A 24,946-nucleotide genomic window follows, 5' to 3' on the forward strand; every position below is an offset into this window, starting at 1 on the left:
TTCACACGTTGTCAGCAGTTACACCAGGGATGGCGACAGATTATAAAATGTAATCGATTACAAGTCGATGGCGCGAGCAGCTAAGCGTCTGGCGCTTATTATCTCTGGAGGTTATATGTCTTCACAGTCAACGGTTCAGCAGGGCGAGCTTGTCTGTAAATGGGCAGTGCCGCGTCTTTCACTGATGATGTTTTTGCAATTCTTTGTTTGGGGCTCATGGTACGTGACGCTGGGTGTGGTGATGGGTGAATACGGCCTGTCCGCACTGATTGGTGATGCCTTTTCTACCGGGCCAATCGCATCGATTCTCTCACCTTTTTTCCTCGGCATGGTTGTTGACAGATTTTTCTCGTCGCAACGGGTCTTGGGTGTTCTGCATCTGGTGGGCGCGGCACTGTTGTGGATACTTCCCGGCATGTTTGCCGACGGGCAAAGCGGTATTTTGTGGGTCATCTTTGCTTATATGCTGTGCTATATGCCAACTATTGCGCTCAGCAATAACGTCGCCTTTCATAGCCTCAGCAACAGTGAGAAAAGTTTCCCGGTGGTCCGGGCATTTGGCACCATCGGTTGGATCGTCGCCGGCCTGCTGGTTGGGCTGGGCGGCTTATCGAGCAGCACCACTATTTTTACGCTGGCGGCGATCGCCTCACTGGTGCTGGGAATATACAGCTTTACTTTGCCGCATACGCCCGCGCCGGATAAAGGAAAACCGCTGGCATTGCGTGACCTGTTGTGCGCCGACGCCTTTGCCTTGCTAAAACAGCGCCATTTTTTAGTCTTCAGCATCTGTGCCATGTTGATCTCCATCCCCCTCGCCGTTTATTACGCCTATGCCGCTCCCTTTATCTCTGCTCTGGGGTTTGAAAACGTTAGCGGTGTCATGGCCTTTGGGCAAATGTCAGAGCTGATCTTTATGCTGCTGATCCCTCTGCTGTTCCGTCGGCTGGGCATTAAGATGATGCTGTTGATCGGGATGCTGGCTTGGTTCTTACGCTATGTCATGTTTGCGCTGAGCGTTAATGAGGAGACACGCTGGCTGATCTATCTGGGGATTGTGTTGCACGGCGTATGTTACGACTTCTTTTTTGTGATTGGTTTTATCTATACCGATAAAGTGGCGGGTAAACGTATTAAGGGCCAGGCGCAGAGCCTGCTGGTGTTGTTCACTTATGGCCTCGGCATGTTAATAGGTTCCCAAATCAGCGGTGCCATTTTTAACCGTTCGGTAACCGCACAAGGCAGTGAAGCACTGGTGCAGTGGCAGCATTTCTGGTGGCTGCCAGCGATTGCTGCGTTGGTTATCGCCTTCCTCTTCTTCCTGACGTTCCACTACAAAGAGGAGAAAGCGGATGTCAAATAGTCCGTTACGTATCTTGATGGTGGGTTGCGGCAATATGGGACGTTCACACGCGCTCGCTTGTCAACGGTTGGAGGCGTTTGAGCTCTGCGGTTTAGTGTCAACTGGAAGCTCAAAGCAGGTTCTGGGCAAACAGCTTAACGATAACCTTCCGTTGTTTGACGATCTCTCGCAGGCGCTTGTGGCCACAAGCCCTGATGCCGTTTGCATTGCCACCTGGCCAGACAGCCACGAAGCGTATGCCTTGATGGCGCTGGAGGCAGGATGCCATTTGTTTATTGAAAAGCCATTGGCCGCGACGCTGGAAGGTGCCCGACGTGTAGTGGATGCAGCGCGCAAAGCCGAACGTAAGTTGGTTGTCGGCTATATTTTGCGCCACCATCCCGCCTGGCAGCGCTTTGTCACGCTGTCTCATTCTTTGGGGAAGCCGTTGGTGATGCGTATGAACCTGAATCAGCAAAGTCACGGCAATATGTGGCACGTTCATCAGCAGATCATGCAGTCGCTCTCACCGATAGTTGATTGCGGGGTGCATTATCTGGATGTGATGTGCCAGATGACGCAGGCAAAACCGGTTAGTGTGAGTGCTATCGGTGCCCGTCTTAGTGATGTATTACCGGACGGGCAATACAATTATGGCCAGCTTCAGGTCCGTTTTGACGATGGATCCGTTGGCTGGTACGAGGCAGGTTGGGGGCCGATGATGAGTCAGACCGCGTTTTTTGTTAAAGACGTGATTGGTCCTCACGGATCGTTATCCATCGTCGCCCGGCAGGCCGGTGGTGAAGGGGAATCGGATAATGTCGATTCCCACACGCGTACCGAATCGTTACGCCTGCATCATGCTGAACTGGACGACAGCCAGCAGTTTGTGCATAAGGATGAGTGGTTTGATTATCAGGATGAACCTGACCATCTGGCGCTGTGCCAGCGTGAGCAGACTTTCTTTGCTTCCGCCATTCGACACAATCTCGATCTTGCTACCCATCAGCAACTGGCGATAGACAGCCTGGCAATTGTGCTGGCGGCAGATAAGGCCGTTCGTCAACAACGTACGATTTTTCTTGCTGAGGAGATGCCATGAACACGCTGAAAGGGCCCTCTATTTTTCTTTCACAATTTATCGGTGATTGCGCGCCTTTTAATACCCTGGATGGGTTGACCGGCTGGGCCGCTGCGTTGGGCTTTCGCGCCGTACAGATCCCCACGCATCTGCCGGCTATTTTTGATCTGAAGCAGGCGGCTGAAAGCCAGACATATTGCGATGAGATTTGCGGAAAACTTGCCGAAAAAGGTTTGTCTATCAGTGAATTATCTACCCATCTTCAGGGGCAGCTTGTCGCCGTTCATCCCGCTTATGATGATGCATTCAATAGTTTTGCCCCGCCTGAACTGCATAGTGATAGCCGCGGCAGAACGCTCTGGGCGCAGCAGCAGCTGCGTTATGCGGCCACTGCGTCAAATCGTTTAGGGCTACGTGCCCATGCCACTTTCTCTGGTGCGCTGGCGTGGCCTTTTATTTATCCCTGGCCGCAGCGAGCAGAAGGACTGGTTGAAACGGCATTTGAAGAGCTTGCCCGGCGCTGGCGGCCAATTCTGGATGCTTTTGATGAGGCAGGCGTGGATCTCTGTTATGAGCTACATCCGGGGGAGGACCTGCATGATGGTGTGACCTTTGAGCGTTTTTTAGCGCTGGTAGATAATCATCCGCGCTGTACGCTGCTCTACGATCCCAGTCATATGATCCTGCAACAGCTGGATTATCTGGGGTTTATCGATCGCTACCATTCCCGTATCCGGGCTTTTCATGTGAAAGATGCTGAATTCCGGCCCAATGCCCGATGCGGGATGTACGGTGGCTATCTGAATTGGACCGAACGCCCCGGGCGTTTCAGATCGTTGGGCGATGGGCAGGTCGATTTTACCGCTATTTTCAGCAAGCTGGCCCAATATGACTATGATGGCTGGGCCACGCTGGAGTGGGAGTGTTGCCTTAAGGATAGTGAGGTCGGCGCCCGTGAGGGGGCAGAATTTATTGCTCGCCATATTATTCCTGTTGCCCGCCATGCGTTTGATGACTTTGCCGGAGGAAAATACGATCGGCGACAGATTCGCCGTATGCTCGGACTGGAGGAGTCACAATGAGTAAACGGCTAAGGCTGGGGATGGTCGGCGGCGGTGAAGGTGCTTTTATTGGTGCGGTCCACCGTATTGCTGCCCGACTTGATGACGAGTATGAACTGGTCGCTGGGGCATTTTCCTCTTCACCGGAAGTCGGGCAACGCAGTGGTGCAACGCTGCATATAGCGCCGGAACGGTGTTACCGCGATTTTTGGCAAATGGCACAGCAGGAAAGCGCCCGTGATGAGGGTATTGATGTGGTGGCGATCGTGACGCCAAATCATCTTCATGTTCCGGTTGCGCTGGCTTTCCTTCAGCAGGGTATTCACGTGATCTGTGATAAACCGCTGTGTATTTCACTGGAGGAAGCGAGGCAACTTGCCGAGGTGGTTTCTGCCGGAGAGGTTCACTTCATTCTTACGCATAATTACAGTGGATTACCGCTAATCCGTGAGGCGCGCGAGCGTGTCTTACGTGGAGAGTTGGGCGAGATTCGCTCTGTCGAGGTTGAGTATTTACAGGACTGGATGAGCGAGCGTGTCGAGCTGACTGATAATAAGCAGGCCCGCTGGCGGGGCGATCCTGCACTATCAGGTTTTGGCTGTATTGGGGATATTGGTACTCACGCCTGGCAACTGGCAAGGTTTGTCAGCGGGATGGAGCCGGAAGCAATACGCTGCGAGATGTTAACGCGCGTAGCGGGGCGTAAACTGGATGATGAAATATTTGTCGATATGCGTTATCACGGCGGCGCCCGCGGCCGTCTGTGGGCCAGCCAGGTAGCGGCAGGGCACGAGAACGATCTGCGCTTACGCATTTACGGCAGCGAAGCCAGTCTGACATTTCATCAAACCCATCCGAATGAGCTATGGATCCAATCCCGGCAAAGCAGTGCGAAACGCATTACACGGAATAACGGGGATTGTGGTGAGAGCAGTCGGCGGGTTTGTCGTACACCTGCAGGACATCCTGAAGGGTATCTGGAGGGGTTTGCACAGATCTACCGTGAGGCGGCAATCGCCATTCGTGGCGGTGACGCACCTCTGTTGCCGGGCATTGACGACGGGCTATCAGGCATGCGTTTTATCGAGACTGCTCAACAAAGTAGCCTGCAAGGTGGTTTGTGGCGACCGTTAATCGCATTTTAATGCAAATTTGGAATAAAAAATAATTTCTAATTCCTTTATTGTTTATTACCCGCTCGGTTACAACGGTATTCCTTTGGGGATAAATGTTGGAGCGAGTGATGGCGGGAAAATTATGCGGTCTGTTGTGGGTAGCGGCGCTGACGCTCACGTCTCTGAGTGCCCGCGCCGTTGATGTTACCGTAGCGTACCAAACGTCGGCAGAGCCGGCAAAAGTGGCGCAGGCGGATGAGGTTTTCGCGAAGCAGAGCGGCGCGCATGTCGACTGGCGTAAATTTGATAGCGGCTCCGGTGTAGTAAGGGCGCTGGCATCTGGCGATGTACAAATTGGTAATATTGGGTCCAGTCCGTTGGCGGTCGCCGTCAGCCAGCAGGTGCCGATTGACGTTTTTCTCATTGCCTCCCGGTTGGGTAGCTCAGAAGCGCTGGTGGTGAAAAAAGCCATTAGCTCGCCAAAAGATCTTATCGGTAAACGTATTGCCGTTCCTTTCATTTCTACCACCCATTACAGCTTGTTGGCGGCGTTAAAGCGCTGGGGCATAAAGCCCGGACAGGTGCAAATCATCAATTTACAGCCTCCGGCCATTGTGGCCGCATGGCAGCGTGGCGATATCGATGGCGCTTACGTTTGGGCGCCGGCGGTAAATGAGCTGGAGAAAGAGGGCAATATACTCACTGATTCTGCGCAGGTAGGGCAATGGGGATCGCCAACGCTTGATGTCTGGGTGGTACGTAAAGACTTTGCCCAACAACATCCTGAGATTATTACCGCGTTTGTTCGTAGTGCGCTGACTGCGCAGCAGGCCTATCTTGATCATCCGGATTCCTGGTTAAAGGATGAGAATAACCTCAACAAGCTGTCACGTTTAAGCGGCGTACCACCTACACAAGTGCCGGGGTTGGTCAAAGGCAATACCTACCTTACCGCGCAGCAGCAGGTTGAACAGCTGGCACAGCCGGTGAACAAAGCCATTGTTGATACCGCTCAGTTCCTGAAAGAACAGGGCAAAATTCCGCAGGTAGCGAACGATTACAGCGGATTTATCACTGACCGCTTTGTTAAACAGATTGTCGAACAGTGAGGCGCGCCTATGTTATCCGTTTCTCATCTTTATGCGCGTTACGATGGTCAACCGGTCTTGCAGGATATCAATCTGTCGATCGCAGCAGGTGAGCTGGTGGTTGTTCTGGGGCCATCGGGCTGCGGTAAAACCACGTTACTGAATTTAATCGCCGGGTTTTTATCTGCCGAATCGGGCACGATCGCGCTGAACGGTAAGCCAGTGACCAAACCGGGAGCGGAGCGTGGTGTAGTCTTCCAGAACGAGGGCCTGCTGCCGTGGCGCAACGTTGAGGATAACGTCGCGCTGGGGCTACAGTTGGCGGGGATCGGTAAAGTGGAACGCCGTAGTATTGCGCGGCGCATGTTGAAAAAGGTTGGACTGGAAGGCGCCGGGCAGCGCTTTATCTGGCAGCTGTCCGGCGGGATGCGGCAACGCGTCGGGATTGCACGTGCCTTGGCGGCAGAGCCACAGCTAATGCTGCTTGATGAACCTTTTGGCGCGCTGGATGCTTTTACCCGTGAGCAGATGCAGGAACTATTGCTGACTCTTTGGCGAGATAGCGGTAAGCAGGTACTGCTGATTACCCACGATATCGAAGAGGCGGTGTTTCTTGCCAGCGAGCTAATTCTGCTCTCACCCGGACCGGGACGCATCACTGAACGCCTAACGCTTAATTTTGGTCATCGCTATGCGGCGGGTGAACCTTGCAGGGCGATAAAATCTGATCCGGCATTTATCGCATGCCGTGAATATGTGTTAAGCCGCGTATTTCAGCAGCGAGAGGTGTTCTCATGAGCTTACTCATTCACGATAAGGTGGCCACTCGGCGGGCTTGGTTGCACTTGCCATTTTCACGCCAACTGACCTTAAGTTTCATCACGCTGGCGATATTAACGCTGATTTGGTGGAGCGTTACTGCATTTGGCTTGCTTGGCCCGTTATTCTTACCGGCGCCTCAGCAGGTGCTGCAAAAGCTGTTTGCTATCGCCAGTCCACAGGGATTTATGGATGCCACACTGTGGCAGCACCTCACCGCTAGTTTAACCCGGATCCTGGTTGCCTTGTTCGCTGCTGCTTTTATCGGTATTCCGGTCGGGATTGCCATGGGATTAAATTCAACGGTGCGCGGGATTCTCGATCCGCTAATTGAGCTTTACCGCCCGGTACCGCCGCTGGCCTATTTGCCGCTGATGATTATTTGGTTCGGCATTGGTGAGACATCAAAAATATTACTGATTTATCTGGCTATTTTTGCACCGGTCGCACTGTCTGCTATGGCTGGCGTTAAGAGCGCGCAGCAGGTCCGCCTGCGCGCCGCGCGTTCACTGGGCGCCAGTCGCTGGCAGGTATTGTGGCTGGTGATTTTACCTGGCGCGCTGCCGGAAATTTTAACCGGCCTGCGCATCGGGCTCGGCGTCGGCTGGTCAACGCTGGTGGCTGCCGAACTGATTGCCGCCACGCGTGGACTGGGCTTTATGGTGCAGTCCGCCGGCGAGTTTCTGGCGACCGACGTGGTACTGGCCGGTATTGCCGTTATCGCTATTATCGCTTTTACCCTGGAGCTGGGGCTACGCGCCCTGCAGCGACGTTTAACCCCCTGGCACGGAGAACAGCGATGAAAGAGCGTCTAACCATTACCGCGCTGGGCCCGCATATTGGTGCCCAAATCAGCAATCTGGATTTGAGCCGTCCGCTGAGCGATGCGCAGTTTGAACAGCTTTATCACGCATTAATTCGCCACCAGGTGCTGTTTTTCCGCGATCAGCCGTTAACACCGGTACAACAGCGTGCGCTGGCAGGACGTTTTGGCGATTTGCATATCCATCCGGTTTACCCACATGCCGAGGGCGCGGAAGAGATTATCGTGTTGGATACCCACGATGATAACCCACCGGATAATGATAACTGGCACACCGATGTCACCTTTATTGACACGCCGCCAGCGGGGGCGATTCTGGCGGCGAAGTTGCTGCCAGAAAGCGGGGGCGATACGCTATGGACAAGTGGGATTGCCGCATGGGATGCGCTTTCGCAGCCGTTTAAGCAATTGCTTAGCGGCCTGCAGGCAGAGCACGATTTTACCAAATCGTTTCCGGAATATAAGTACCGCGGCAGTGAAGAGGAGCATCAGCGCTGGAAGCAGGCGGTCGAGAAGCATCCGCCGCTGCTGCATCCTGTGATCCGAACGCATCCGGTTAGCGGCAAGCAGGCACTATTTATCAATGAGGGCTTTACTACCCGAATTGTGGGCATCAGTCAGAAGGAGAGCGATGCATTGCTAAACTTTCTGTTTGCACATATCACTAAGCCGGAATTCCAGGTGCGCTGGCGCTGGCAGGAGAACGATGTGGCGATTTGGGATAATCGGGTGACGCAGCATTACGCCACCGCGGATTATTTGCCGGCTCGCCGGATTATGCATCGGGCGACTATCCTGGGGGATAAGCCATTCTGAGCAGGGGCGTACGGGATGCCAGCAGGCGAGTGTGCCGGCTTCCCGTTCTAATTTTTTAGTTTACGGAACCAGCATTGATTCCAGCTGTTCCTGCGCTTCCAGCCAGGCCATTTCACATGTTTCCAGCGACGATTTTGCTTCAGCTTGCTGTTGCAGTGCAGTCGTAAGATCGGCTTTACGGTTTTGTTCGTAAAGGGCTGGCTCTGCGAGTGATGCTTCTGCTGCCGCTAACTGAAGATTCAGCTTTTCCATCTGCTTTTCCAGCTTTTCGATCTGCTTACGTAGCGGCTGGGTTTGGCTGCGTAGCTCAGCTTCTCGACGTTTCTGATCTTTACGTGCCTGAGCGCTATTAATGTTGTCTTGCTTGGGTACGCTATCCTGTTGAGCTTGCTGTTTTTGCAGGTCGCTCAGCCACTGTTGATAATCTTCCAGATCACCTTCAAAGGTTTCAACTTTGCTATCGTGGACCAGGTAAAGATCGTCAGTGGTGGAGCGTAACAGGTGGCGATCGTGCGATACCACCACTAATGCCCCTTCAAAATCGATTAAGGCTTCGGTAAGCGCCTGGCGCATATCCAGATCGAGGTGGTTGGTCGGTTCGTCAAGCAGTAGCAGATTTGGACGTTGCCATACAATAAGCGCCAAAACCAACCGGGCCTTTTCGCCACCGGAGAAACGGCTGGTGCTTTCACCGACTTTATCGCCCTGAAAACCAAACCCCCCAAGGTAATCTCTGAGTTGCTGCTCGAGTACTTTAGGTGCCAGGCGAACTAAATGCTGGAGAGGTGATTCATCTGCTCGTAAGAATTCCAGCTGATGCTGGGCGAAATAGCCGAGTTTGATGCCCTTCGCCAGCCCGATATCCCCACCCATTGGAGCGAGCTCACCGGCAAGCAGTTTGATTAGCGTCGATTTACCTGCGCCATTACGGCCAAGCAGGCCAATACGTGAGCCTGGCACCAGATTAAGTTTGATGGAGTTCAGGATGATATTTTCACCGTACCCAGCGGTCACCTTTTCCATTTTTAGCAGCGGATTAGGCAAATTTTCTGGTTCGCGAAAACTAAAACTGAACGGGTTATCGACGTGTGCGGGGGCGATCAATTCCATGCGTTCAAGCATTTTGACACGGCTTTGCGCCTGTTTTGCTTTGCTGGCCTTCGCTTTGAAACGGTCGATAAAACTTTGCAGGTGGGCCACTTTTTGCTGCTGATTTTCATACATTGATTGCTGCTGAGACAGTTTTGTCGCGCGCTGCTGTTCAAAGGCGCTGTAGTTTCCGGTGTATTCAAACAGCGTTTGTTGCTCGATGTGCAGAATTTTATCGACAACGGGATCGAGAAAATCACGGTCATGCGAAATAAGGATAAGCGTACCGGTGTAGCTTTTTAACCAGCGTTCCAGCCAGATGACCGCATCAAGGTCGAGGTGGTTGGTCGGTTCATCAAGTAGCAGTAAATCGGAGCGGCAGATCAGCGCCTGTGCCAGATTTAGACGCATGCGCCAACCACCGGAAAAATCGCTAACTGGCCGCTGTAATTGTTGCTGACTAAAGCCCAAACCGTGAAGTAGAGCGGCGGCGCGCGACGGTATACTCCATGCCTGGATGGCGTCCATCTTGCCGTGTAGTGTGGCGATAGCAACGCCATCATTGACGTCATTAGCACGCTTTAATTCAGATTCAAGCTGACGATATTCCCGGTCGCCATCGATAACATACTCAATGGCGGGCACGTTAAGCGCAGGTGTTTCCTGATTAACCCAAGCCATTGCCCAGTTACCAGGAAAAGTCACACTACCGGCATCGGCGCTTATCTCGTTTTTTAGCAGCGACAGTAAGGTGGACTTACCACAGCCGTTTTTTCCCACCAATCCCACTTTTTGTCCGGGGTTGATGGTCGCAGTCGCGTTGTCGAGTAGCACACGTGTGCCACGACGGATTTGTAACGAGGAAAATACAATCATAAGTGCCGTATCGTCAGAGTATGTTAATTTATTGTCATCATAATTTGCCCGTCTTCAAGTTGCAGCCTGGCTGCTTGCGCGCGCGGCCACTTACATGGGCAAGCGCTTCGCGGCTGTCTGCCGCCAGCAACTCGAATGACTTAGGGTATATAACATTTGGAATAACCAATTCCGTTGCGCCGCCATGGTAGCTGAAAACGCACACTATGACGACGATTTGGAGAGGAATGATGTCACAGCTGCCTAAAGTCCTGTTGCTGTATGCTCACCCGGAACCACAAGATTCGGTGGCTAACCGAATGTTGTTACAGCCGGCGCTGCAGCTAAATAATGTCACCGTGCACGATCTTTATGCGCACTACCCTGATTTTTTTATTGATGTGCATTATGAGCAACAGTTATTACGAGAACATCAGATCGTGGTGTTTCAGCATCCTTTGTATACCTACAGCTGTCCGTCGCTGATGAAAGAGTGGCTTGACCGGGTATTGTCACGCGGTTTTGCCAGCGGAGCGAACGGCAACATGCTGGAAGGGAAATACTGGCGAAGCGTGGTTACTACGGGTGAACCGGAAGCCGCTTACCATCAGGAAGGGTTAAACCGTTATCCGATGTCGGAAATTATGCGCCCGTTTGAACTGACTGCCCAAATGTGCCGAATGCACTGGATGACACCCATGATTGTTTATTGGGCACGGCGCCAGACGCCAGAAATTATGAAAAACTATGCGAATGCTTACCGTGACTGGCTGGCCTCACCACTGCCTAATGGAGGCGTGTAAATGGAAGGACAAGATTTGCTGATGGCCGGGGTCCTTTACCTCTTCGCGGCGGTAGTGGCCGTGCCGATTGCCGCGCGGCTGGGTATTGGTGCGGTACTGGGGTATTTGTTGGCCGGTATCGCGATTGGTCCCTGGGGATTGGGCTTTATCAGCGATGTAGAAGAGATTCTGCATTTTTCCGAACTTGGCGTTGTTTTCCTTATGTTCATCATTGGGTTGGAGCTTAATCCGGCTAAGCTCTGGCAACTGCGGCGCTCTATTTTTGGCGTAGGAACTTCTCAGGTGCTGCTAAGCGCAGCAGTATTGGGTGGGTTGTTATACCTTACGGATTTCTCCTGGCAAGCGGCCATTATTGGCGGTATTGGCCTTGCCATGTCCTCAACCGCAATGGCGTTGCAGTTGATGCGTGATAAAGGGATGAACCGCAGTGAATCCGGGCAACTTGGGTTTTCAGTGCTGCTTTTTCAGGATATCGCGGTTATCCCGGCTCTGGCTTTAGTACCGTTATTAGCGGGCGGCAACAGTGGACATATTGACTGGTTTAAGGTTGATCTAAAGGTGCTGGCATTTGTCGGCATGCTGATTGGCGGCCGTTTTTTACTGCGCCCTATTTTTCGGTTTATTGCAGCTTCAGGTGTGCGCGAAGTTTTCACAGCCGCAGCGCTGTTGCTGGTACTGGGATCGGCGCTATTTATGGATATGCTGGGCGTATCAATGGCTCTGGGGACCTTTATCGCAGGTATTCTTTTGGCTGAGAGTGAATATCGCCATGAACTTGAAATTGCGATTGAACCCTTTAAGGGGCTGCTGCTGGGCTTATTTTTTATTTCGGTAGGGATGGCGCTGAATCTTGGTGTGCTTTATACGCATATTCTGGAAATCCTGATTGGCGTTGTGGTGCTGGTGGCGGTTAAAAGTGGGGTGCTTTACCTCCTGTCCCGTATTTATGGTCTTCGCAGCTCGGAGCGATTGCAGTTTGCTGGTGTGCTCAGTCAGGGGGGAGAGTTTGCCTTTGTACTGTTTTCGGCTGCCTCTTCTGCGAAATTGTTTAGCGGCGATCAGTTGCCGCTATTGCTGGTCACTGTAACGCTCTCCATGATGACAACGCCGTTGCTGATGCAGGGGATCGATAAAATTCTGGCTCGTCGCTTTAACGAGCCGGAAGAAGGTGAGGAAAAGCCTTTTGTTGAGGATGATAAACCCCAGGTTATTGTGGTGGGATTCGGCCGTTTTGGGCAGGTGGTGGGCCGCCTGCTGATGGCGAATAAAAAACGTATTACCGTTCTGGAGCGCGATATCAGCGCGGTCAGTTTGATGCGCAAATATGGTTATAAAGTATATTATGGCGATGCCACGGAACTGGAGTTGCTACGCGCAGCGGGTGCTGACAGCGCTCAATCTATCGTTATCACCTGCAGTACACCGGAAGATTCGATGATTATTGTTCACCTGTGTCAGCAACACTTTCCGCATCTGCAAATTCTAGCGCGTGCGCGGGGGCGCGTTGAGGCGCATGAGTTATTACAGGCCGGCGTGACGCAGTTTTCGCGTGAAACTTTTTCCAGCGCCCTGGAATTAGGGCGTAAGGCGCTGTTGACGGTAGGTATGCATCCCCATCAGGCGCAGCGTGCCCAGTTACATTTCCGCCGTCTTGATATGCGTATGCTACGGGAGTTAATGCCAAATCACACGGGCGACAGTGCGCAGATTTCTCGCGTAAAAGAGGCGCGCCGTGAGCTGGAGGATATTTTCCAGACTGAAATGCAACACGAGAGGCGACAATACGATGGTTGGGACGGTTTTGAGTAATTTTGCCTGATTCCGTCTGGGTGCTTTACGCTGGTATCTGAGCTCCTCCCGTAGCGCGCTTGCGAGGATTTTTGTTTACTGGCACGCATCGATAGGTGTATCAGCCACGGCGAAATAGCCAACATAGGTAAAGTCATGCGTAAACGTTTTATTGCTGGTGCGGTCTGTCCGCACTGCCAGGAAAAAGATTCACTGGCGCTGTGGCGGGAAAACAATATTGATGTTGTGGAATGTGTAAAGTGTGGTCACCAAATGCGTGAAGCGGATAAACAGGCACGTGACCAGATCCGTACTCATGAGCAGGTGATCGGGATTTTCCATCCTGAATAATCCACGCGGAAAAAATCCCCTTTGTGTCTGTATGAGTAGAGCGTTATGAGCAGCTTTTTTAATGTCTGGGTGCACAGTGAGGTTGAATTCCGCTACAATCGCCACATATATACCTGTCATACTCAAGGCTGCAGGTTTGTCGACGGCATCGCTCTGCCCCGATGATTTACTTGAATGTGAGTAAATGTGCCGGGTTGTTGCCATGTAGCCTGAGTTATTTAGGATATGGGTTGTTCCGTTCACATGGGCGTAATGTACACGCCAATGTGAACACAACCTTAAACCTTTCTGGTTGGTGTTATTGCACGCAAAAATAGACCAATGAGGCGGGAGCTTAGTTCTCAACGGTTAGGAGATATCATGAAAGTAGCAAAAGACCTGGTCATTAGCCTGGCCTACCAGGTACGTACAGAAGACGGTGTATTAGTTGATGAGTCTCCGGTGACCGCACCGCTGGACTATCTGCACGGTCATGGTTCCCTGATCTCTGGTCTGGAAAAGGCACTGGAAGATCATGTGGTTGGCGATAAGTTTGACGTGCATATCGCGGCAAATGAAGCCTATGGCCAATATGACGAGAACCTGGTGCAGCGCGTGCCAAAAGATGTATTTATGGGCGTTGATGAACTACAGGTTGGTATGCGTTTTCTGGCGGAAACCGATCAGGGTCCAGTACCGGTCGAAATCACCGAAGTTGAAGATGAGCACGTAGTGGTCGATGGTAACCATATGCTGGCAGGGCAGAACCTGAACTTCAACGTTGAAGTGATGGCGATTCGTGAAGCAACGGCGGAAGAGCTGGCACATGGTCACGTTCACGGTGAGCACGATCATCATCACGACCATGACCATGACCATGAGCATGAGCATGGCAAAGGTGGTTGTGGTAACGGCGGCTGCGGCTGTCACTAATTCGGGATGACCCCTGAAGCAAAAAAGCACCGATTATTCGGTGCTTTTTTCATGAAATAACCCGCCTACTCCAGCTTAAATACCAGCGCAGAAATTGGTGCAACGTTAACTTCTGGCTGCGCAGCCTGTGTGCTTAATGTCCCCTGAGCCTCATCACCTACTACGCGGGTGGCCTGATTGATTTTCAGATTATTGATCGAGGCGCTAACCGGTCGATCGCTTGGGTTAAGGGCAATCAAATACCGCTCGTTACCTGAAGAACGTAAGTAAACCATCGGGTAAGGGCGATTGATATTACTGACCAATTCCCAGTCACCTTCGGCAGAGAGCGCCGACGACGAGGCACGCAGTTTTAATAAATTACGAGTGTAATTGAGCAATGAGCGAGGGTCTTTCTCTTCTTTTGCTACGTTTGGCCGCTGTGGATTTTTATCGATCGGTAGGTACAGATTCCAGTAATCAGTGGTAGAAAATCCGGCATTTTTACTGTCATCCCATTGCATTGGAGTGCGTGCACCTGCTCGGTTCTTCGTCGATTTTCCCTGACTTCCTTCTTTGTTCCATAAACCGGTTTGGAAACGCATACCAATTTCATCACCGTAGTAAATAAACGGTGCGCCAGGCATCGTCAGGAAAAATGTCATGGCAACTTTTAATTGTTCAACGCTGTCACGATCGCCGGCATTCAGGCGTTGAATATCATGGTTACCTGTAGGCAGGGTGATCAGACTGTTACCTTTAGTCGCGTTATATTGTTCAGAATAGAGTTTGTACCAGGTTTTGAGCTCACCTTTGCCGTCTTTGGCAAAATAGCTTACGACAGGAGCAAATTCGCCGCCGACCCGGTTTACAAAGAGTGAGTTAAAATTATATTTGCCGGTATGCATCATAAAGTCGATGTTGAAACCGGCGCTGGATGACTCCTTAGGGTTACTCCATTCAGAAATCAGCACTGCGTCAGGATAGTGTGTGTGATACCAATTTGAAATATCCTGCCAGACGCCAATCGTGGCTTTTTTATCAGGATCGTTTTTAACGATGCTGGATGCCATATCGACACGAAAGCCATCAATGCCTTTATCCATCCAAAAAGCCATAATGTTTTCAAGTTCTCGGCGAACTGCCATGGGGCCCGGTGCATCAACGGCTTGCTCCCAGGCATTTTTGGGGTTTGGATTAGCGTAGCCGTAATTTAGCGCAGGCTGAGCGTCATAGTAATTTTTAATATAATAAGACGCCCGCGGAGCAGTGGACTTAACGAAGCTGTCCTCGCCAATGACGCCACCAATTTGGTCCTTTTCTTTGCCTTTCACGTCGTCCGGTATCCGGTCAGGCCAGATATAATAATCGCTATAGCGTCGGTCATGGCCCTTGCTGGCTTCCTGGAACCAGGCGCTTTTATCTGAGGTATGGCCTGCAACCAGATCGAGGCAAATACGTAGACCGCGCTTATGAGCTTCTTCAATGAGCTGGACTAAATCACTGTTACTGCCATAGCGCGGATCGACCTGGTAGAAGTCGGTGATGTCATAGCCGCCATCTTTAAACTCAGACTTGAATAGGGGGTTGAACCATAATGTATTCACACCCAGAGATTTAATGTAGTCGAGTCGTTGAATCACACCCTGGATATCGCCAATACCATCGCCGTTAGAATCCTGGTATGACGGTGGGTAAATTTGATAAAAGATGGCTGATTTTACCCAAGGCGGGGTGGTGTTTTCCGCATAGCCCAGTAACGGGAACAGAGCCATAGCCACAATAGCCAAGGGTGTTTTTACTGCCATAGTGAATATTCCTTATCAACGGTAATGCGCACATAACGGGTTGATAAGTATCAGTCAAATCATCATTTGCGATGCCTTTATTGCCGGGCAAAACCGCTTAATGTGATTCATATCACGTATGGCCGATACGTTGGATAAGCATGTACGGGAGGACAGGTGATGCGTTTTTCATCTACGATGCCATCAGTAGTGGGGCGGTGGCGTCTCTTCAGACTGCGAAGCTATCATTGACGGCGCCGCCGCTTTAAGTTTGTCGAGCATCAGGCGCAGTTGTTCGCGCATTTTTGCCATCTCCAGCTCATGCTGTACCACCGTTTGATTTAGCTCTTCGATGGTGTGTTCCTGAAATGCCAGTTTGCTTTCCAGTGTTTCCAGCCGCTGCTCAAACAATGATTGTTGCATTTTATTTCCTCTTATTTGGACCTGGTGCCCCGTTCTTTGGGCGAATCGTCTGATTCTACGGGGAAAAGCATTGCGTTAACCAGGTAATTACGACTAATTTTCCTTCTGCGATTGAAAATGCATTATGTCGCCTTCATGTAGTGTTTGAAACTTCGCGGCAAAATTAGAGTCGGAAGTAAACTGAGATATCTCATAGCGAGAGTTTTTATTCTTTCGTACCCAGTTATAGTACAAGCCGTAGGCTTTAAAAATTCCCGAGGTGAGAGGCTTCGGTTTTGGAGAAATGGATGAAATCACTGTTTAAAGTTACTTTGTTAGCTACCACCATGGCCGTTGCGCTGAATGCGCCATTGGCAATGGCAGCAGAATCCGCACCGGCTCAACAGGCTGCACCTCAGACACCAAAAAATGCAGCGTTTAAAAATGACGATCAGCAGTCCGCCTATGCGTTGGGTGCATCGCTAGGCCGTTACATGGAAAACTCGCTGAAAGAGCAAGAGAAACTGGGTATCACGCTGGAAAAACAACAGTTGATCGCGGGTGTGCAGGATGCATTTGCCGGTAAGAGTAAGCTTTCTGATAAAGAAATCGAACAAACCCTTCAGGCTTTTGAGACCCGCGTGAAAGGTGCCGCTCAGGCGAAAATGGAAAAAGATGCGACGGAAAACGCGACCAAAGGTGATGCATTCGCGACTAAATTCGCCAAAGAAAAAGGCGTGAAGAAAACCGAATCTGGCCTGTTATACCAGGTTGAGAAAGAAGGTAGCGGTGATGCGCCAAAAGATAGTGATACCGTCGTCGTTAATTACAAAGGTACGCTGATCGACGGTACTGAGTTTGATAACTCATATACCCGTGGGGAGCCGCTCTCTTTCCGTCTTGACGGTGTGATCCCTGGCTGGACCGAAGGTCTGAAGCAGGTGAAAAAAGGCGGTAAAATCAAGCTGGTTATCCCGCCACAGTTAGCCTATGGTAAAAATGGTGTTCCGGGCATCCCGGCTAACTCAACGCTGGTGTTTGATGTAGAGTTGCTGGATATTAAGCCAGCACCAAAGGCTGATGAAAAGGCACAAGCCCCTGCTGCTGCCGAGAAAAAAGCACAGTAACACTGAAGCGCATGACGTAATAGCCTAAGCCTGTCCGGTTGCTCTTCAGCCCATGTTGATGGGAATAAGGGTTGCCGTTCCTCTTATGGCGAGAATAGCCGCCGCAACTACTGCGGCGGTTTTTTTACGATACGAGCTGCCATGCTTGCTTGAGATTTCCCGCAATTATTAACAAAGGTTGGGACACGGCTTTCCGACATTTGCTAAACTAATGTCCGCGCAAAATTCTGTATGATGAGTCTGCCCTGGTGTGCGCTGAGACAGGCTCCTGCCAATTAGGGTGTGTCTTCATGTCTAATCCATTCAGTCCCGGTGAACTTATTGAGTCAGATTTGCTGGAACGGCATCCGTTTGAACAAACCGATCTCGATATCCTCAAATCTTATGAAGCGGTAGTTGACGGTTTGGCCATGCTTATTGGCTCCCATTGCGAGATCGTGCTGCATTCACTCGAAGATTTAAAATGCTCTGCAGTGCGTATCGCAAACGGCGAGCATACTGGACGGAAAATTGGCTCCCCCATTACCGATCTGGCATTACGTATGTTGCATGATATGACCGGGGCCGATAGTAATGTTTCAAAAGCCTATTTCACGCGGGCGAAAAGCGGCGTGCTGATGAAGTCCGTCACAATTGCCATCCGGAATCGTGAACATCGCGTTATCGGTCTGCTGTGCATCAATATGAATCTCGATGTTCCTTTTTCACAGATTATGTCGACCTTTATGCCACCAGAAATTCAGGAAGTGGCTTCATCAGTTAACTTTGCTTCTTCGGTGGACGATCTGGTGATGCAAACGCTGGAGTTCACTATTGAAGAGGTGAGTGCTGACCGCAATGTTTCGAATAACGCCAAGAACCGTCAGATAGTATTGAATCTGTATGAAAAAGGTATTTTCGATATTAAAGATGCGATTAATCAAGTTGCTGACCGCCTGAATATCTCTAAGCACACGGTATACCTCTATATCCGTCAGTTTAAAAACGGTGATTTTCAGGGGCAGGATCGTTAATGCGCTTTACCTTGTTGGTCACTGGACCGGCATATGGTACTCAGCAGGCCAGTAGTGCTCTGCTGTTTGCCCAAGCGTTATTGGCCGCCGGTCATACTTTAACCAGCGTCTTTTTTTATCGTGAAGGTGTGCTTAATGCGAATCAGCTTTCCTCACCAGCAAGCGACGAAGTCGATATCGTACGAGAATGGCAGACTTTGCGTCGTGATAGCGGGGCCGAACTGAATATTTGTGTTGCCGCCGCGCTGCGTCGCGGTATCACGGATGCGCAGGAGGCCGCTAGCCTCGGGCTACCCGCTGCTAATTTACAGCCTGGTTTTCAACTGACGGGGCTGGGCTCGCTTGCTGAAGCTGCGTTGCATTGCGATCGTCTGGTGCAATTCTGATGAACTCGATTGCTTTTATCTTTACCCACGGCCCACACGGTACCAGTGGTGGTCGTGAAGGGCTTGATGCCGTGCTGGCAACGTCGGCGCTCAGCGATAATATTGCACTGTTTTTCATTGGTGATGGCGTCTTACAACTGATGCCGGGGCAGCAACCACAAAAAATCCTCGCACGTGATTATATTGCGACTTTTGGTGTTCTCCCCTTATACGATATTGAGCAATGTTATCTCTGTGCAGAGTCGCTTGCTGAACGTGGGCTGACGGCGGATAGCGCCCGGGTTTTGCCTGTTGAGATCCTCAGCGGCGAGTTATTGCGGGCCCGTCTGAATGATTTTGATTGTGTGATCACTTTCTAAAGGAGTTGAGATGCTTTATTCGTTAATGAACTCTCCTTTCCAGTGTGATTTCACATCACTATTGCGTTTGACCGGTGAGGGTGACGCGCTGCTGTTGCTTCAGGATGGTGTCGTTGCTGCATTGCAAGGCAGTATTGCGCTGGATAAATTGTTGGCGACGCCGGCAGCATTGTACGTGTTACAGGAAGATGTTGAGGCGCGTGGTTTGGTTGGCCAAATTTCACCCAAAATAGTATCGGTGAGCTATACTGATTTCGTCGCGCTGACGATAAAGCACCCGCAGCAAGTAGCCTGGTAGCACCATGTCGACCGCAAGCAACTTCGCATCTAATTGCGTCGCAATCTGAACTATGGTGGATATAACCCTGGTTATTTCTTGACACCCTTTACGCTCAGCCCTAAAATTCTGCGTCCCGTGATACTACGGGGCGATTTATTACGTGTTTACGAAGCAAAAGCAAACCCCAGGAGCTATTTAATGGCAACAGTTAACCAGCTGGTTCGCAAACCACGCGCGCGCAAAGTTGCAAAGAGCAACGTGCCAGCGCTGGAAGCTTGCCCGCAAAAACGTGGCGTATGTACTCGTGTGTACACCACTACCCCTAAAAAACCGAACTCAGCACTGCGTAAAGTATGTCGTGTTCGTTTAACCAATGGTTTTGAAGTTACCTCCTATATCGGTGGTGAAGGTCATAACCTGCAGGAACACTCCGTGATCCTGATCCGTGGCGGTCGTGTTAAAGACCTGCCAGGTGTGCGTTACCACACCGTTCGTGGCGCGCTGGACTGCTCAGGTGTTAAAGACCGTAAGCAGGCTCGCTCCAAGTATGGCGTGAAGAAGCCAAAGGCTTAATGGTTCTCCGTTAAGTAAGGCCAAACGTTTTAACTTAAATGTCAAACTAAACTCGTAGAGTTTTGGACAATCCTGAATTAACAACGGAGTATTTCCATGCCACGTCGTCGCGTTATTGGTCAGCGTAAAATTCTGCCGGATCCTAAGTTCGGATCAGAACTGCTGGCTAAATTTGTAAACATCCTGATGGTAGATGGTAAAAAATCTACTGCAGAAGCTATCGTCTATACCGCGCTGGAGACCCTGGCTCAGCGTTCTGGTAAAAACGAACTGGAAGCGTTCGAAGTCGCTCTGGACAACGTCCGTCCGACCGTCGAAGTTAAGTCCCGCCGCGTAGGTGGTTCAACTTATCAGGTTCCAGTAGAAGTCCGTCCGGTTCGTCGTAATGCGCTGGCAATGCGTTGGATCGTAGAAGCTGCTCGTAAACGCGGTGATAAATCCATGGCTCTTCGCCTGGCGAACGAACTTTCTGATGCTGCAGAAAACAAAGGTACTGCAGTGAAGAAACGTGAAGACGTTCACCGTATGGCTGAAGCCAACAAGGCGTTCGCACACTACCGTTGGTAATAAAACCGTCGTAGTGTTAGTCACCAAGCGGGCACTTCAAGAAGCTGCCCGCTTTGGGTTACTTAACTTGAACGTCCCAGGATATAGAGGAATCAAATGGCTCGTACAACACCCATTGCACGCTACCGTAACATTGGTATCAGTGCACACATCGACGCCGGTAAAACCACTACTACCGAACGTATTCTGTTCTACACCGGTGTAAACCATAAAATCGGTGAAGTTCATGACGGCGCTGCCACCATGGACTGGATGGAGCAGGAGCAGGAGCGTGGTATCACCATCACCTCCGCTGCAACGACTGCGTTCTGGTCAGGTATGGCTAAGCAGTATGAACCGCATCGTGTAAACATCATCGACACCCCCGGACACGTTGACTTCACCATCGAAGTTGAACGTTCCATGCGTGTGCTTGACGGTGCGGTAATGGTTTACTGCGCAGTTGGTGGTGTTCAGCCGCAGTCTGAAACCGTATGGCGTCAGGCTAACAAATATAAAGTTCCACGCATCGCGTTCGTTAACAAAATGGACCGCATGGGTGCAAACTTCCTGAAAGTTGTAGGCCAGATTAAATCACGTCTGGGCGCGAACCCGGTTCCGCTTCAGTTGGCGATTGGTGCTGAAGAGCACTTCACCGGTGTTATCGACCTGGTGAAAATGAAAGCGATCAACTGGAACGATGCGGATCAGGGCGTGACCTTCGAATACGAAGAGATCCCTGCCGATATGCAGGATCTGGCTGAAGAATGGCACCAGAATCTGATCGAATCCGCAGCAGAAGCGTCTGAAGAGCTGATGGAAAAATACCTGGGCGGCGAAGAGCTGACCGAGGAAGAGATCAAGAAAGCTCTGCGTCAGCGCGTTCTGAACAACGAAATTATTCTGGTTACCTGTGGTTCTGCCTTTAAGAACAAAGGTGTACAGGCAATGCTGGATGCGGTAATTGATTACCTGCCAGCACCAACTGACGTACCTGCGATCAACGGTATGCTGGATGACGGTAAAGATACTCCTGCTGAGCGTCACGCCAGCGATGAAGAACCGTTTGCTGCACTGGCGTTCAAAATCGCAACTGACCCGTTTGTGGGTAACCTGACGTTCTTCCGTGTTTATTCCGGTGTAGTTAACTCTGGTGATACCGTAGTTAACTCCGTGAAAGCGGCACGTGAGCGTTTCGGTCGTATCGTTCAGATGCATGCTAACAAACGTGAAGAGATCAAAGAAGTTCGCGCAGGCGACATCGCGGCAGCTATCGGTCTGAAAGACGTAACTACCGGTGATACCCTGTGTGATCCAGACCATGTGATCATTCTGGAGCGTATGGAATTCCCTGAACCGGTAATTTCAATCGCCGTTGAGCCGAAAACCAAAGCTGACCAGGAAAAAATGGGTCTGGCTCTGGGTCGTCTGGCGAAAGAAGATCCATCATTCCGCGTATGGACTGATGAAGAATCTAACCAGACTATCATCGCCGGTATGGGTGAGCTGCACCTTGACATCATCGTTGACCGTATGAAGCGTGAATTCAACGTTGAAGCGAATGTCGGTAAACCACAGGTTGCTTATCGTGAAGCGATTCGCGCGAAAGTTACCGATATCGAAGGTAAACACGCCAAGCAGTCTGGTGGTCGTGGTCAGTACGGTCATGTTGTTATCGATATGTACCCACTGGAGCCGGGCTCAAATCCGAAAGGCTACGAGTTTGTCAACGACATCAAAGGTGGTGTAATTCCTGGCGAATACATCCCTGCCGTTGATAAAGGCATTCAGGAGCAGTTGAAATCTGGTCCACTGGCGGGTTACCCGGTAGTTGACATGGGTATTCGTTTACATTTCGGTTCTTACCATGATGTTGACTCCTCCGAACTGGCGTTTAAACTGGCGGCATCTATCGCCTTTAAAGATGGCTTTAAGAAAGCAAAACCTGTGCTGCTTGAGCCAATTATGAAGGTTGAAGTTGAAACGCCTGAAGAGAATACCGGTGACGTGATCGGCGACCTTAGCCGCCGTCGTGGTATGCTGCGTGGTCAAGAATCCAACGTTACTGGCGTTGTGATTCACGCTGAAGTTCCGCTGTCCGAAATGTTCGGATATGCAACTCAGCTGCGTTCTCTGACCAAAGGTCGTGCATCTTACTCCATGGAATTCCTGAAGTACGATGATGCGCCGAACAACGTTGCTCAGGCCGTAATCGAAGCCCGTGGCAAATAAGTCCCGAGTTTAAATAATTGATCCCGTGCTCTCCTCCCACAAGGAGAGCACAGAAAGTAAGGAATATCGTCGTGGCTAAAGAGAAATTTGAACGTAACAAACCGCACGTCAACGTAGGTACTATCGGCCACGTTGACCATGGTAAAACTACCCTGACTGCTGCTATCACTACCGTTCTGGCTAAAACCTACGGTGGTTCTGCTCGTGCATTCGACCAGATCGATAACGCGCCTGAAGAAAAAGCTCGTGGTATCACCATCAACACGTCTCACGTTGAATATGACACCCCAAGCCGCCACTATGCGCACGTTGACTGCCCGGGACACGCCGACTACGTCAAAAACATGATCACCGGTGCTGCACAGATGGACGGCGCAATCCTGGTTGTTGCTGCAACTGACGGCCCGATGCCTCAGACCCGTGAGCACATCCTGCTGGGTCGCCAGGTTGGCGTTCCTTACATCATCGTGTTCCTGAACAAATGTGACATGGTTGATGATGAAGAGCTGCTGGAACTGGTTGAGATGGAAGTACGTGACCTGCTGTCACAGTACGATTTCCCAGGCGATGATACGCCAATCGTTCACGGTTCTGCACTGAAAGCGCTGGAAGGCGATGCACAGTGGGAAGAGAAAATCATCGAACTGGCAGGTTACCTGGATTCTTACATCCCTGAGCCAGAGCGTGCGATTGATAAGCCGTTCCTGCTGCCAATCGAAGACGTATTCTCCATCTCCGGTCGTGGTACCGTTGTTACCGGTCGCGTAGAGCGCGGTATCGTTAAAGTGGGTGAAGAAGTTGAAATCGTTGGTATCAAAGCAACCGTAAAATCAACCTGTACTGGCGTTGAAATGTTCCGCAAACTGCTGGACGAAGGCCGTGCCGGTGAGAACGTTGGTGTTCTGCTGCGTGGTATCAAACGTGAAGAAATCGAACGTGGTCAGGTTCTGGCTAAGCCAGGCTCAATCAAGCCACATACTCAGTTCGAGTCCGAAGTTTATATCCTGAGCAAGGATGAAGGCGGCCGTCATACTCCGTTCTTCAAAGGCTACCGTCCACAGTTCTACTTCCGTACAACTGACGTGACCGGTACCATCGAACTGCCAGAAGGCGTGGAAATGGTAATGCCAGGCGACAACATCAAAATGGTTGTTACCCTGATCCACCCAATTGCAATGGACGACGGTCTGCGTTTCGCAATCCGCGAAGGTGGTCGTACCGTTGGTGCAGGTGTTGTTGCTAAAGTTATCGCTTAATCGCTGATAATTGGTAATAAACCGTACAAAAAAGAGCGCCTTGGCGCTCTTTTTTACTTTCTATGCCTTACTCTTTTCCTCTCATCGCTATATCAGCCGAATACGCTTTTACACTCAATGTAATGTCAGATTTATGCGTTCAAGGCCCTTTTCAAAAAGGTGGTAGCCGGATGCTCCTTGCACCAGTAAATCCAGTACGTGCTCAGGAGCGGTTACCCGCACACCACCGAGTAAACTCACAGAATAGGGGGCAAAGGCTTCTGGTAATAATGGCGTAGTTGGGCCTACGATAGCGACCGATGTGCCAGTTTTCGCCAGGCGCAACAAGGAATCGAGTGTGCCATTCAAAAGTGTTGTGGCAGTAATGATAAGAATATCGGCGGTAGGAATAACGGTGGGTGCCTGATCTGCTGGGACGTAGTACGTCAGTTCACTAGTTTTAAACACTGACGGATCCTTCTCCAAAACCTTGAAGGAGATGCCTTGCTTACGTAACTGGTGAATATAAGGATAAAAAGCCCCCACCATCACTACGTGTTGACCTGGCGAAGGGGACAAGGTAAGGATGGCATCGCCAGAAGTCGTGGCTGCGACTAACTCATCTCCTCTCATTTGCCAGATGGTTTCGATTAATGCGTTCAGTGTGGCAATTGCCACCGTACGTCGCAGCGGTTTTGGTGAGCCGAGATCCTCAAGGCATGTTTCGACCGGGAGCCCTCTGAGACGGCCCGCTCCCGGTAACGCATTTGCTGAACTGGAGCAACAGACTGCAGCGGATATCTCTTTCACGGGTGTTGCGCAGAGACCAGCACAACGATTACTAAGTTGAACCCCAGTAAAAAATACACCGACTACAGCCTCCTTGATCGTAAGAGATGAGAGTATTTCTGATGTTTGCTGGCAAGCAATCAACTTGAGTTGTTGTAAAAGCGTCAATTCAGTTTGCACAGGAGTCCTTCCTTATTAAAGAGATAGCATCTCAATGTCCTTTCACACCGTTCAGATTACGCCATTATATTATGTTGGGAAGCAGGTATGTGTCGAAAATGTGACCTGATACAGC

25 protein-coding genes are annotated in these 24,946 nt (G+C 50.8%); 21 read left to right on the plus strand and 4 right to left on the minus strand.

The window, feature by feature from the left end:
• Positions 1–115: 115 nt before the first annotated feature.
• The 8 genes from J1C60_RS01640 (at position 116) to tauD (ending at position 8,145) form a co-directional block, all read left to right on the plus strand.
• Positions 116–1,363, plus strand: a complete 1,248-nt coding sequence (locus J1C60_RS01640) for an MFS transporter (RefSeq protein WP_128177163.1) — start codon at positions 116–118, stop codon at positions 1,361–1,363.
• Positions 1,353–2,444, plus strand: a complete 1,092-nt coding sequence (locus J1C60_RS01645) for a Gfo/Idh/MocA family protein (protein WP_128177165.1) — start codon at positions 1,353–1,355, stop codon at positions 2,442–2,444. Before J1C60_RS01640 ends, J1C60_RS01645 begins: the two co-directional genes overlap by 11 nt.
• On the plus strand, positions 2,441–3,505 hold the full coding sequence (locus J1C60_RS01650) for a sugar phosphate isomerase/epimerase family protein (RefSeq protein WP_128177167.1): 1,065 nt from the start codon (positions 2,441–2,443) through the stop codon (positions 3,503–3,505). The genes J1C60_RS01645 and J1C60_RS01650 overlap by 4 nt, the downstream gene beginning before the upstream one ends.
• Positions 3,502–4,629: a Gfo/Idh/MocA family protein gene (locus J1C60_RS01655; RefSeq protein WP_128177169.1), complete on the plus strand. Its 1,128-nt coding sequence runs from the start codon at positions 3,502–3,504 to the stop codon at positions 4,627–4,629. The genes J1C60_RS01650 and J1C60_RS01655 overlap by 4 nt, the downstream gene beginning before the upstream one ends.
• Positions 4,630–4,727: 98 nt before the next feature.
• On the plus strand, positions 4,728–5,708 hold the full coding sequence (gene tauA, locus J1C60_RS01660) for a taurine ABC transporter substrate-binding protein (protein ID WP_128177171.1): 981 nt from the start codon (positions 4,728–4,730) through the stop codon (positions 5,706–5,708).
• A 9-nt stretch (positions 5,709–5,717) separates the two neighbouring features.
• Positions 5,718–6,485 carry a taurine ABC transporter ATP-binding subunit gene (gene tauB, locus J1C60_RS01665; protein ID WP_128177172.1) on the plus strand — a complete coding sequence of 256 codons (768 nt, stop codon included), beginning with the start codon at positions 5,718–5,720 and terminating at the stop codon, positions 6,483–6,485.
• Positions 6,482–7,309 carry a taurine ABC transporter permease TauC gene (gene tauC / locus J1C60_RS01670; RefSeq protein ID WP_128177174.1) on the plus strand — a complete coding sequence of 276 codons (828 nt, stop codon included), beginning with the start codon at positions 6,482–6,484 and terminating at the stop codon, positions 7,307–7,309. Before tauB ends, tauC begins: the two co-directional genes overlap by 4 nt.
• Positions 7,306–8,145: a taurine dioxygenase gene (gene tauD, locus J1C60_RS01675; RefSeq protein ID WP_128177176.1), complete on the plus strand. Its 840-nt coding sequence runs from the start codon at positions 7,306–7,308 to the stop codon at positions 8,143–8,145. The genes tauC and tauD overlap by 4 nt, the downstream gene beginning before the upstream one ends.
• Positions 8,146–8,205: 60 nt before the next feature.
• On the opposite strand, the gene J1C60_RS01680 is transcribed toward tauD, so the two are convergent.
• Positions 8,206–10,110, minus strand: a complete 1,905-nt coding sequence (locus J1C60_RS01680) for an ABC transporter ATP-binding protein (protein ID WP_128177178.1) — start codon at positions 10,108–10,110, stop codon at positions 8,206–8,208.
• Between the two features lie 230 nt (positions 10,111–10,340).
• Between J1C60_RS01680 and kefG the strand changes: the two genes are divergently transcribed.
• From kefG to slyD, 4 genes are all read left to right on the plus strand, one after another.
• Positions 10,341–10,892 (plus strand): glutathione-regulated potassium-efflux system ancillary protein KefG, encoded by a 552-nt coding sequence (gene kefG / locus J1C60_RS01685; protein ID WP_128177239.1) that lies wholly within the window; start codon positions 10,341–10,343, stop codon positions 10,890–10,892.
• Positions 10,893–12,701 (plus strand): glutathione-regulated potassium-efflux system protein KefB, encoded by a 1,809-nt coding sequence (kefB, locus tag J1C60_RS01690; RefSeq protein WP_128177180.1) that lies wholly within the window; start codon positions 10,893–10,895, stop codon positions 12,699–12,701. It begins immediately after the preceding gene.
• A gap of 135 nt (positions 12,702–12,836) precedes the next feature.
• On the plus strand, positions 12,837–13,031 hold the full coding sequence (locus J1C60_RS01695; protein ID WP_128177182.1) for a YheV family putative zinc ribbon protein: 195 nt from the start codon (positions 12,837–12,839) through the stop codon (positions 13,029–13,031).
• Positions 13,032–13,391: 360 nt separating this feature from the next.
• Positions 13,392–13,943 (plus strand): peptidylprolyl isomerase, encoded by a 552-nt coding sequence (gene slyD / locus J1C60_RS01700; RefSeq protein WP_128177184.1) that lies wholly within the window; start codon positions 13,392–13,394, stop codon positions 13,941–13,943.
• 65 nt (positions 13,944–14,008) lie between these two features.
• On the opposite strand, the gene J1C60_RS01705 is transcribed toward slyD, so the two are convergent.
• Together J1C60_RS01705 and J1C60_RS01710 are read right to left on the minus strand one after the other, a co-directional pair.
• The gene (locus J1C60_RS01705; protein WP_128177186.1) at positions 14,009–15,730 is read right to left on the minus strand and encodes an alpha-amylase family glycosyl hydrolase; all 1,722 of its coding nucleotides are present in this window, start codon (positions 15,728–15,730) and stop codon (positions 14,009–14,011) included.
• A 183-nt stretch (positions 15,731–15,913) separates the two neighbouring features.
• The gene (locus tag J1C60_RS01710; RefSeq protein ID WP_128177188.1) at positions 15,914–16,132 is read right to left on the minus strand and encodes a protein SlyX; all 219 of its coding nucleotides are present in this window, start codon (positions 16,130–16,132) and stop codon (positions 15,914–15,916) included.
• A gap of 287 nt (positions 16,133–16,419) precedes the next feature.
• Here J1C60_RS01710 and fkpA point away from each other — a divergent pair, with 287 nt between their 5' ends.
• The 9 genes from fkpA to tuf all read left to right on the plus strand — a co-directional run bounded on the left by fkpA (position 16,420) and on the right by tuf (position 23,883).
• Positions 16,420–17,238 (plus strand): FKBP-type peptidyl-prolyl cis-trans isomerase, encoded by an 819-nt coding sequence (fkpA, locus tag J1C60_RS01715; RefSeq protein WP_128177190.1) that lies wholly within the window; start codon positions 16,420–16,422, stop codon positions 17,236–17,238.
• A gap of 290 nt (positions 17,239–17,528) precedes the next feature.
• Positions 17,529–18,251, plus strand: a complete 723-nt coding sequence (locus J1C60_RS01720) for a helix-turn-helix transcriptional regulator (protein ID WP_128177192.1) — start codon at positions 17,529–17,531, stop codon at positions 18,249–18,251.
• Entirely contained in the window at positions 18,251–18,637 is a 387-nt protein-coding gene (tusD, locus tag J1C60_RS01725) for a sulfurtransferase complex subunit TusD (protein WP_128177194.1), read from the plus strand. Before J1C60_RS01720 ends, tusD begins: the two co-directional genes overlap by 1 nt.
• A complete protein-coding gene (tusC, locus tag J1C60_RS01730) occupies positions 18,637–18,996 on the plus strand; it encodes a sulfurtransferase complex subunit TusC (protein ID WP_128177196.1) in 360 nt (119 codons plus the stop codon). Before tusD ends, tusC begins: the two co-directional genes overlap by 1 nt.
• Positions 18,997–19,006: 10 nt before the next feature.
• Positions 19,007–19,294, plus strand: coding sequence for a sulfurtransferase complex subunit TusB (gene tusB / locus J1C60_RS01735; RefSeq protein ID WP_128177198.1), 288 nt, complete (start codon positions 19,007–19,009; stop codon positions 19,292–19,294).
• 180 nt (positions 19,295–19,474) lie between these two features.
• Positions 19,475–19,849, plus strand: coding sequence for a 30S ribosomal protein S12 (gene rpsL / locus J1C60_RS01740; protein ID WP_075182598.1), 375 nt, complete (start codon positions 19,475–19,477; stop codon positions 19,847–19,849).
• Between the two features lie 96 nt (positions 19,850–19,945).
• Positions 19,946–20,416 (plus strand): 30S ribosomal protein S7, encoded by a 471-nt coding sequence (gene rpsG / locus J1C60_RS01745; protein WP_017803037.1) that lies wholly within the window; start codon positions 19,946–19,948, stop codon positions 20,414–20,416.
• Between the two features lie 96 nt (positions 20,417–20,512).
• Positions 20,513–22,627, plus strand: coding sequence for an elongation factor G (fusA, locus tag J1C60_RS01750; RefSeq protein WP_128177200.1), 2,115 nt, complete (start codon positions 20,513–20,515; stop codon positions 22,625–22,627).
• Positions 22,628–22,698: 71 nt separating this feature from the next.
• Positions 22,699–23,883, plus strand: coding sequence for an elongation factor Tu (gene tuf, locus J1C60_RS01755; protein WP_242080467.1), 1,185 nt, complete (start codon positions 22,699–22,701; stop codon positions 23,881–23,883).
• 114 nt (positions 23,884–23,997) lie between these two features.
• Here tuf and J1C60_RS01760 read toward each other — a convergent pair whose 3' ends face one another.
• Positions 23,998–24,831: a DUF364 domain-containing protein gene (locus J1C60_RS01760; RefSeq protein ID WP_128178021.1), complete on the minus strand. Its 834-nt coding sequence runs from the start codon at positions 24,829–24,831 to the stop codon at positions 23,998–24,000.
• Positions 24,832–24,946: the final 115 nt, after the last annotated feature.

This window comes from [Pantoea] beijingensis, from assembly GCF_022647505.1.
Lineage (GTDB): Bacteria > Pseudomonadota > Gammaproteobacteria > Enterobacterales > Enterobacteriaceae > Erwinia > Erwinia beijingensis.

Bases quoted from the DNA above. Each gene is read 5' to 3' on its own strand.
- J1C60_RS01640 (WP_128177163.1), top strand. From the start codon at position 116: ATGTCTTCACAGTCAACGGTTCAGCAGGGCGAGCTTGTCTGTAAATGG.
- J1C60_RS01645 (WP_128177165.1), top strand. From the start codon at position 1,353: ATGTCAAATAGTCCGTTACGTATCTTGATGGTGGGTTGCGGCAATATG.
- J1C60_RS01650 (WP_128177167.1), top strand. From the start codon at position 2,441: ATGAACACGCTGAAAGGGCCCTCTATTTTTCTTTCACAATTTATCGGT.
- J1C60_RS01655 (WP_128177169.1), top strand. From the start codon at position 3,502: ATGAGTAAACGGCTAAGGCTGGGGATGGTCGGCGGCGGTGAAGGTGCT.
- tauA (WP_128177171.1), top strand. From the start codon at position 4,728: ATGGCGGGAAAATTATGCGGTCTGTTGTGGGTAGCGGCGCTGACGCTC.
- tauB (WP_128177172.1), top strand. From the start codon at position 5,718: ATGTTATCCGTTTCTCATCTTTATGCGCGTTACGATGGTCAACCGGTC.
- tauC (WP_128177174.1), top strand. From the start codon at position 6,482: ATGAGCTTACTCATTCACGATAAGGTGGCCACTCGGCGGGCTTGGTTG.
- tauD (WP_128177176.1), top strand. From the start codon at position 7,306: ATGAAAGAGCGTCTAACCATTACCGCGCTGGGCCCGCATATTGGTGCC.
- J1C60_RS01680 (WP_128177178.1), bottom strand. From the start codon at position 10,110: ATGATTGTATTTTCCTCGTTACAAATCCGTCGTGGCACACGTGTGCTA.
- kefG (WP_128177239.1), top strand. From the start codon at position 10,341: ATGTCACAGCTGCCTAAAGTCCTGTTGCTGTATGCTCACCCGGAACCA.
- kefB (WP_128177180.1), top strand. From the start codon at position 10,893: ATGGAAGGACAAGATTTGCTGATGGCCGGGGTCCTTTACCTCTTCGCG.
- J1C60_RS01695 (WP_128177182.1), top strand. From the start codon at position 12,837: ATGCGTAAACGTTTTATTGCTGGTGCGGTCTGTCCGCACTGCCAGGAA.
- slyD (WP_128177184.1), top strand. From the start codon at position 13,392: ATGAAAGTAGCAAAAGACCTGGTCATTAGCCTGGCCTACCAGGTACGT.
- J1C60_RS01705 (WP_128177186.1), bottom strand. From the start codon at position 15,730: ATGGCAGTAAAAACACCCTTGGCTATTGTGGCTATGGCTCTGTTCCCG.
- J1C60_RS01710 (WP_128177188.1), bottom strand. From the start codon at position 16,132: ATGCAACAATCATTGTTTGAGCAGCGGCTGGAAACACTGGAAAGCAAA.
- fkpA (WP_128177190.1), top strand. From the start codon at position 16,420: ATGAAATCACTGTTTAAAGTTACTTTGTTAGCTACCACCATGGCCGTT.
- J1C60_RS01720 (WP_128177192.1), top strand. From the start codon at position 17,529: ATGTCTAATCCATTCAGTCCCGGTGAACTTATTGAGTCAGATTTGCTG.
- tusD (WP_128177194.1), top strand. From the start codon at position 18,251: ATGCGCTTTACCTTGTTGGTCACTGGACCGGCATATGGTACTCAGCAG.
- tusC (WP_128177196.1), top strand. From the start codon at position 18,637: ATGAACTCGATTGCTTTTATCTTTACCCACGGCCCACACGGTACCAGT.
- tusB (WP_128177198.1), top strand. From the start codon at position 19,007: ATGCTTTATTCGTTAATGAACTCTCCTTTCCAGTGTGATTTCACATCA.
- rpsL (WP_075182598.1), top strand. From the start codon at position 19,475: ATGGCAACAGTTAACCAGCTGGTTCGCAAACCACGCGCGCGCAAAGTT.
- rpsG (WP_017803037.1), top strand. From the start codon at position 19,946: ATGCCACGTCGTCGCGTTATTGGTCAGCGTAAAATTCTGCCGGATCCT.
- fusA (WP_128177200.1), top strand. From the start codon at position 20,513: ATGGCTCGTACAACACCCATTGCACGCTACCGTAACATTGGTATCAGT.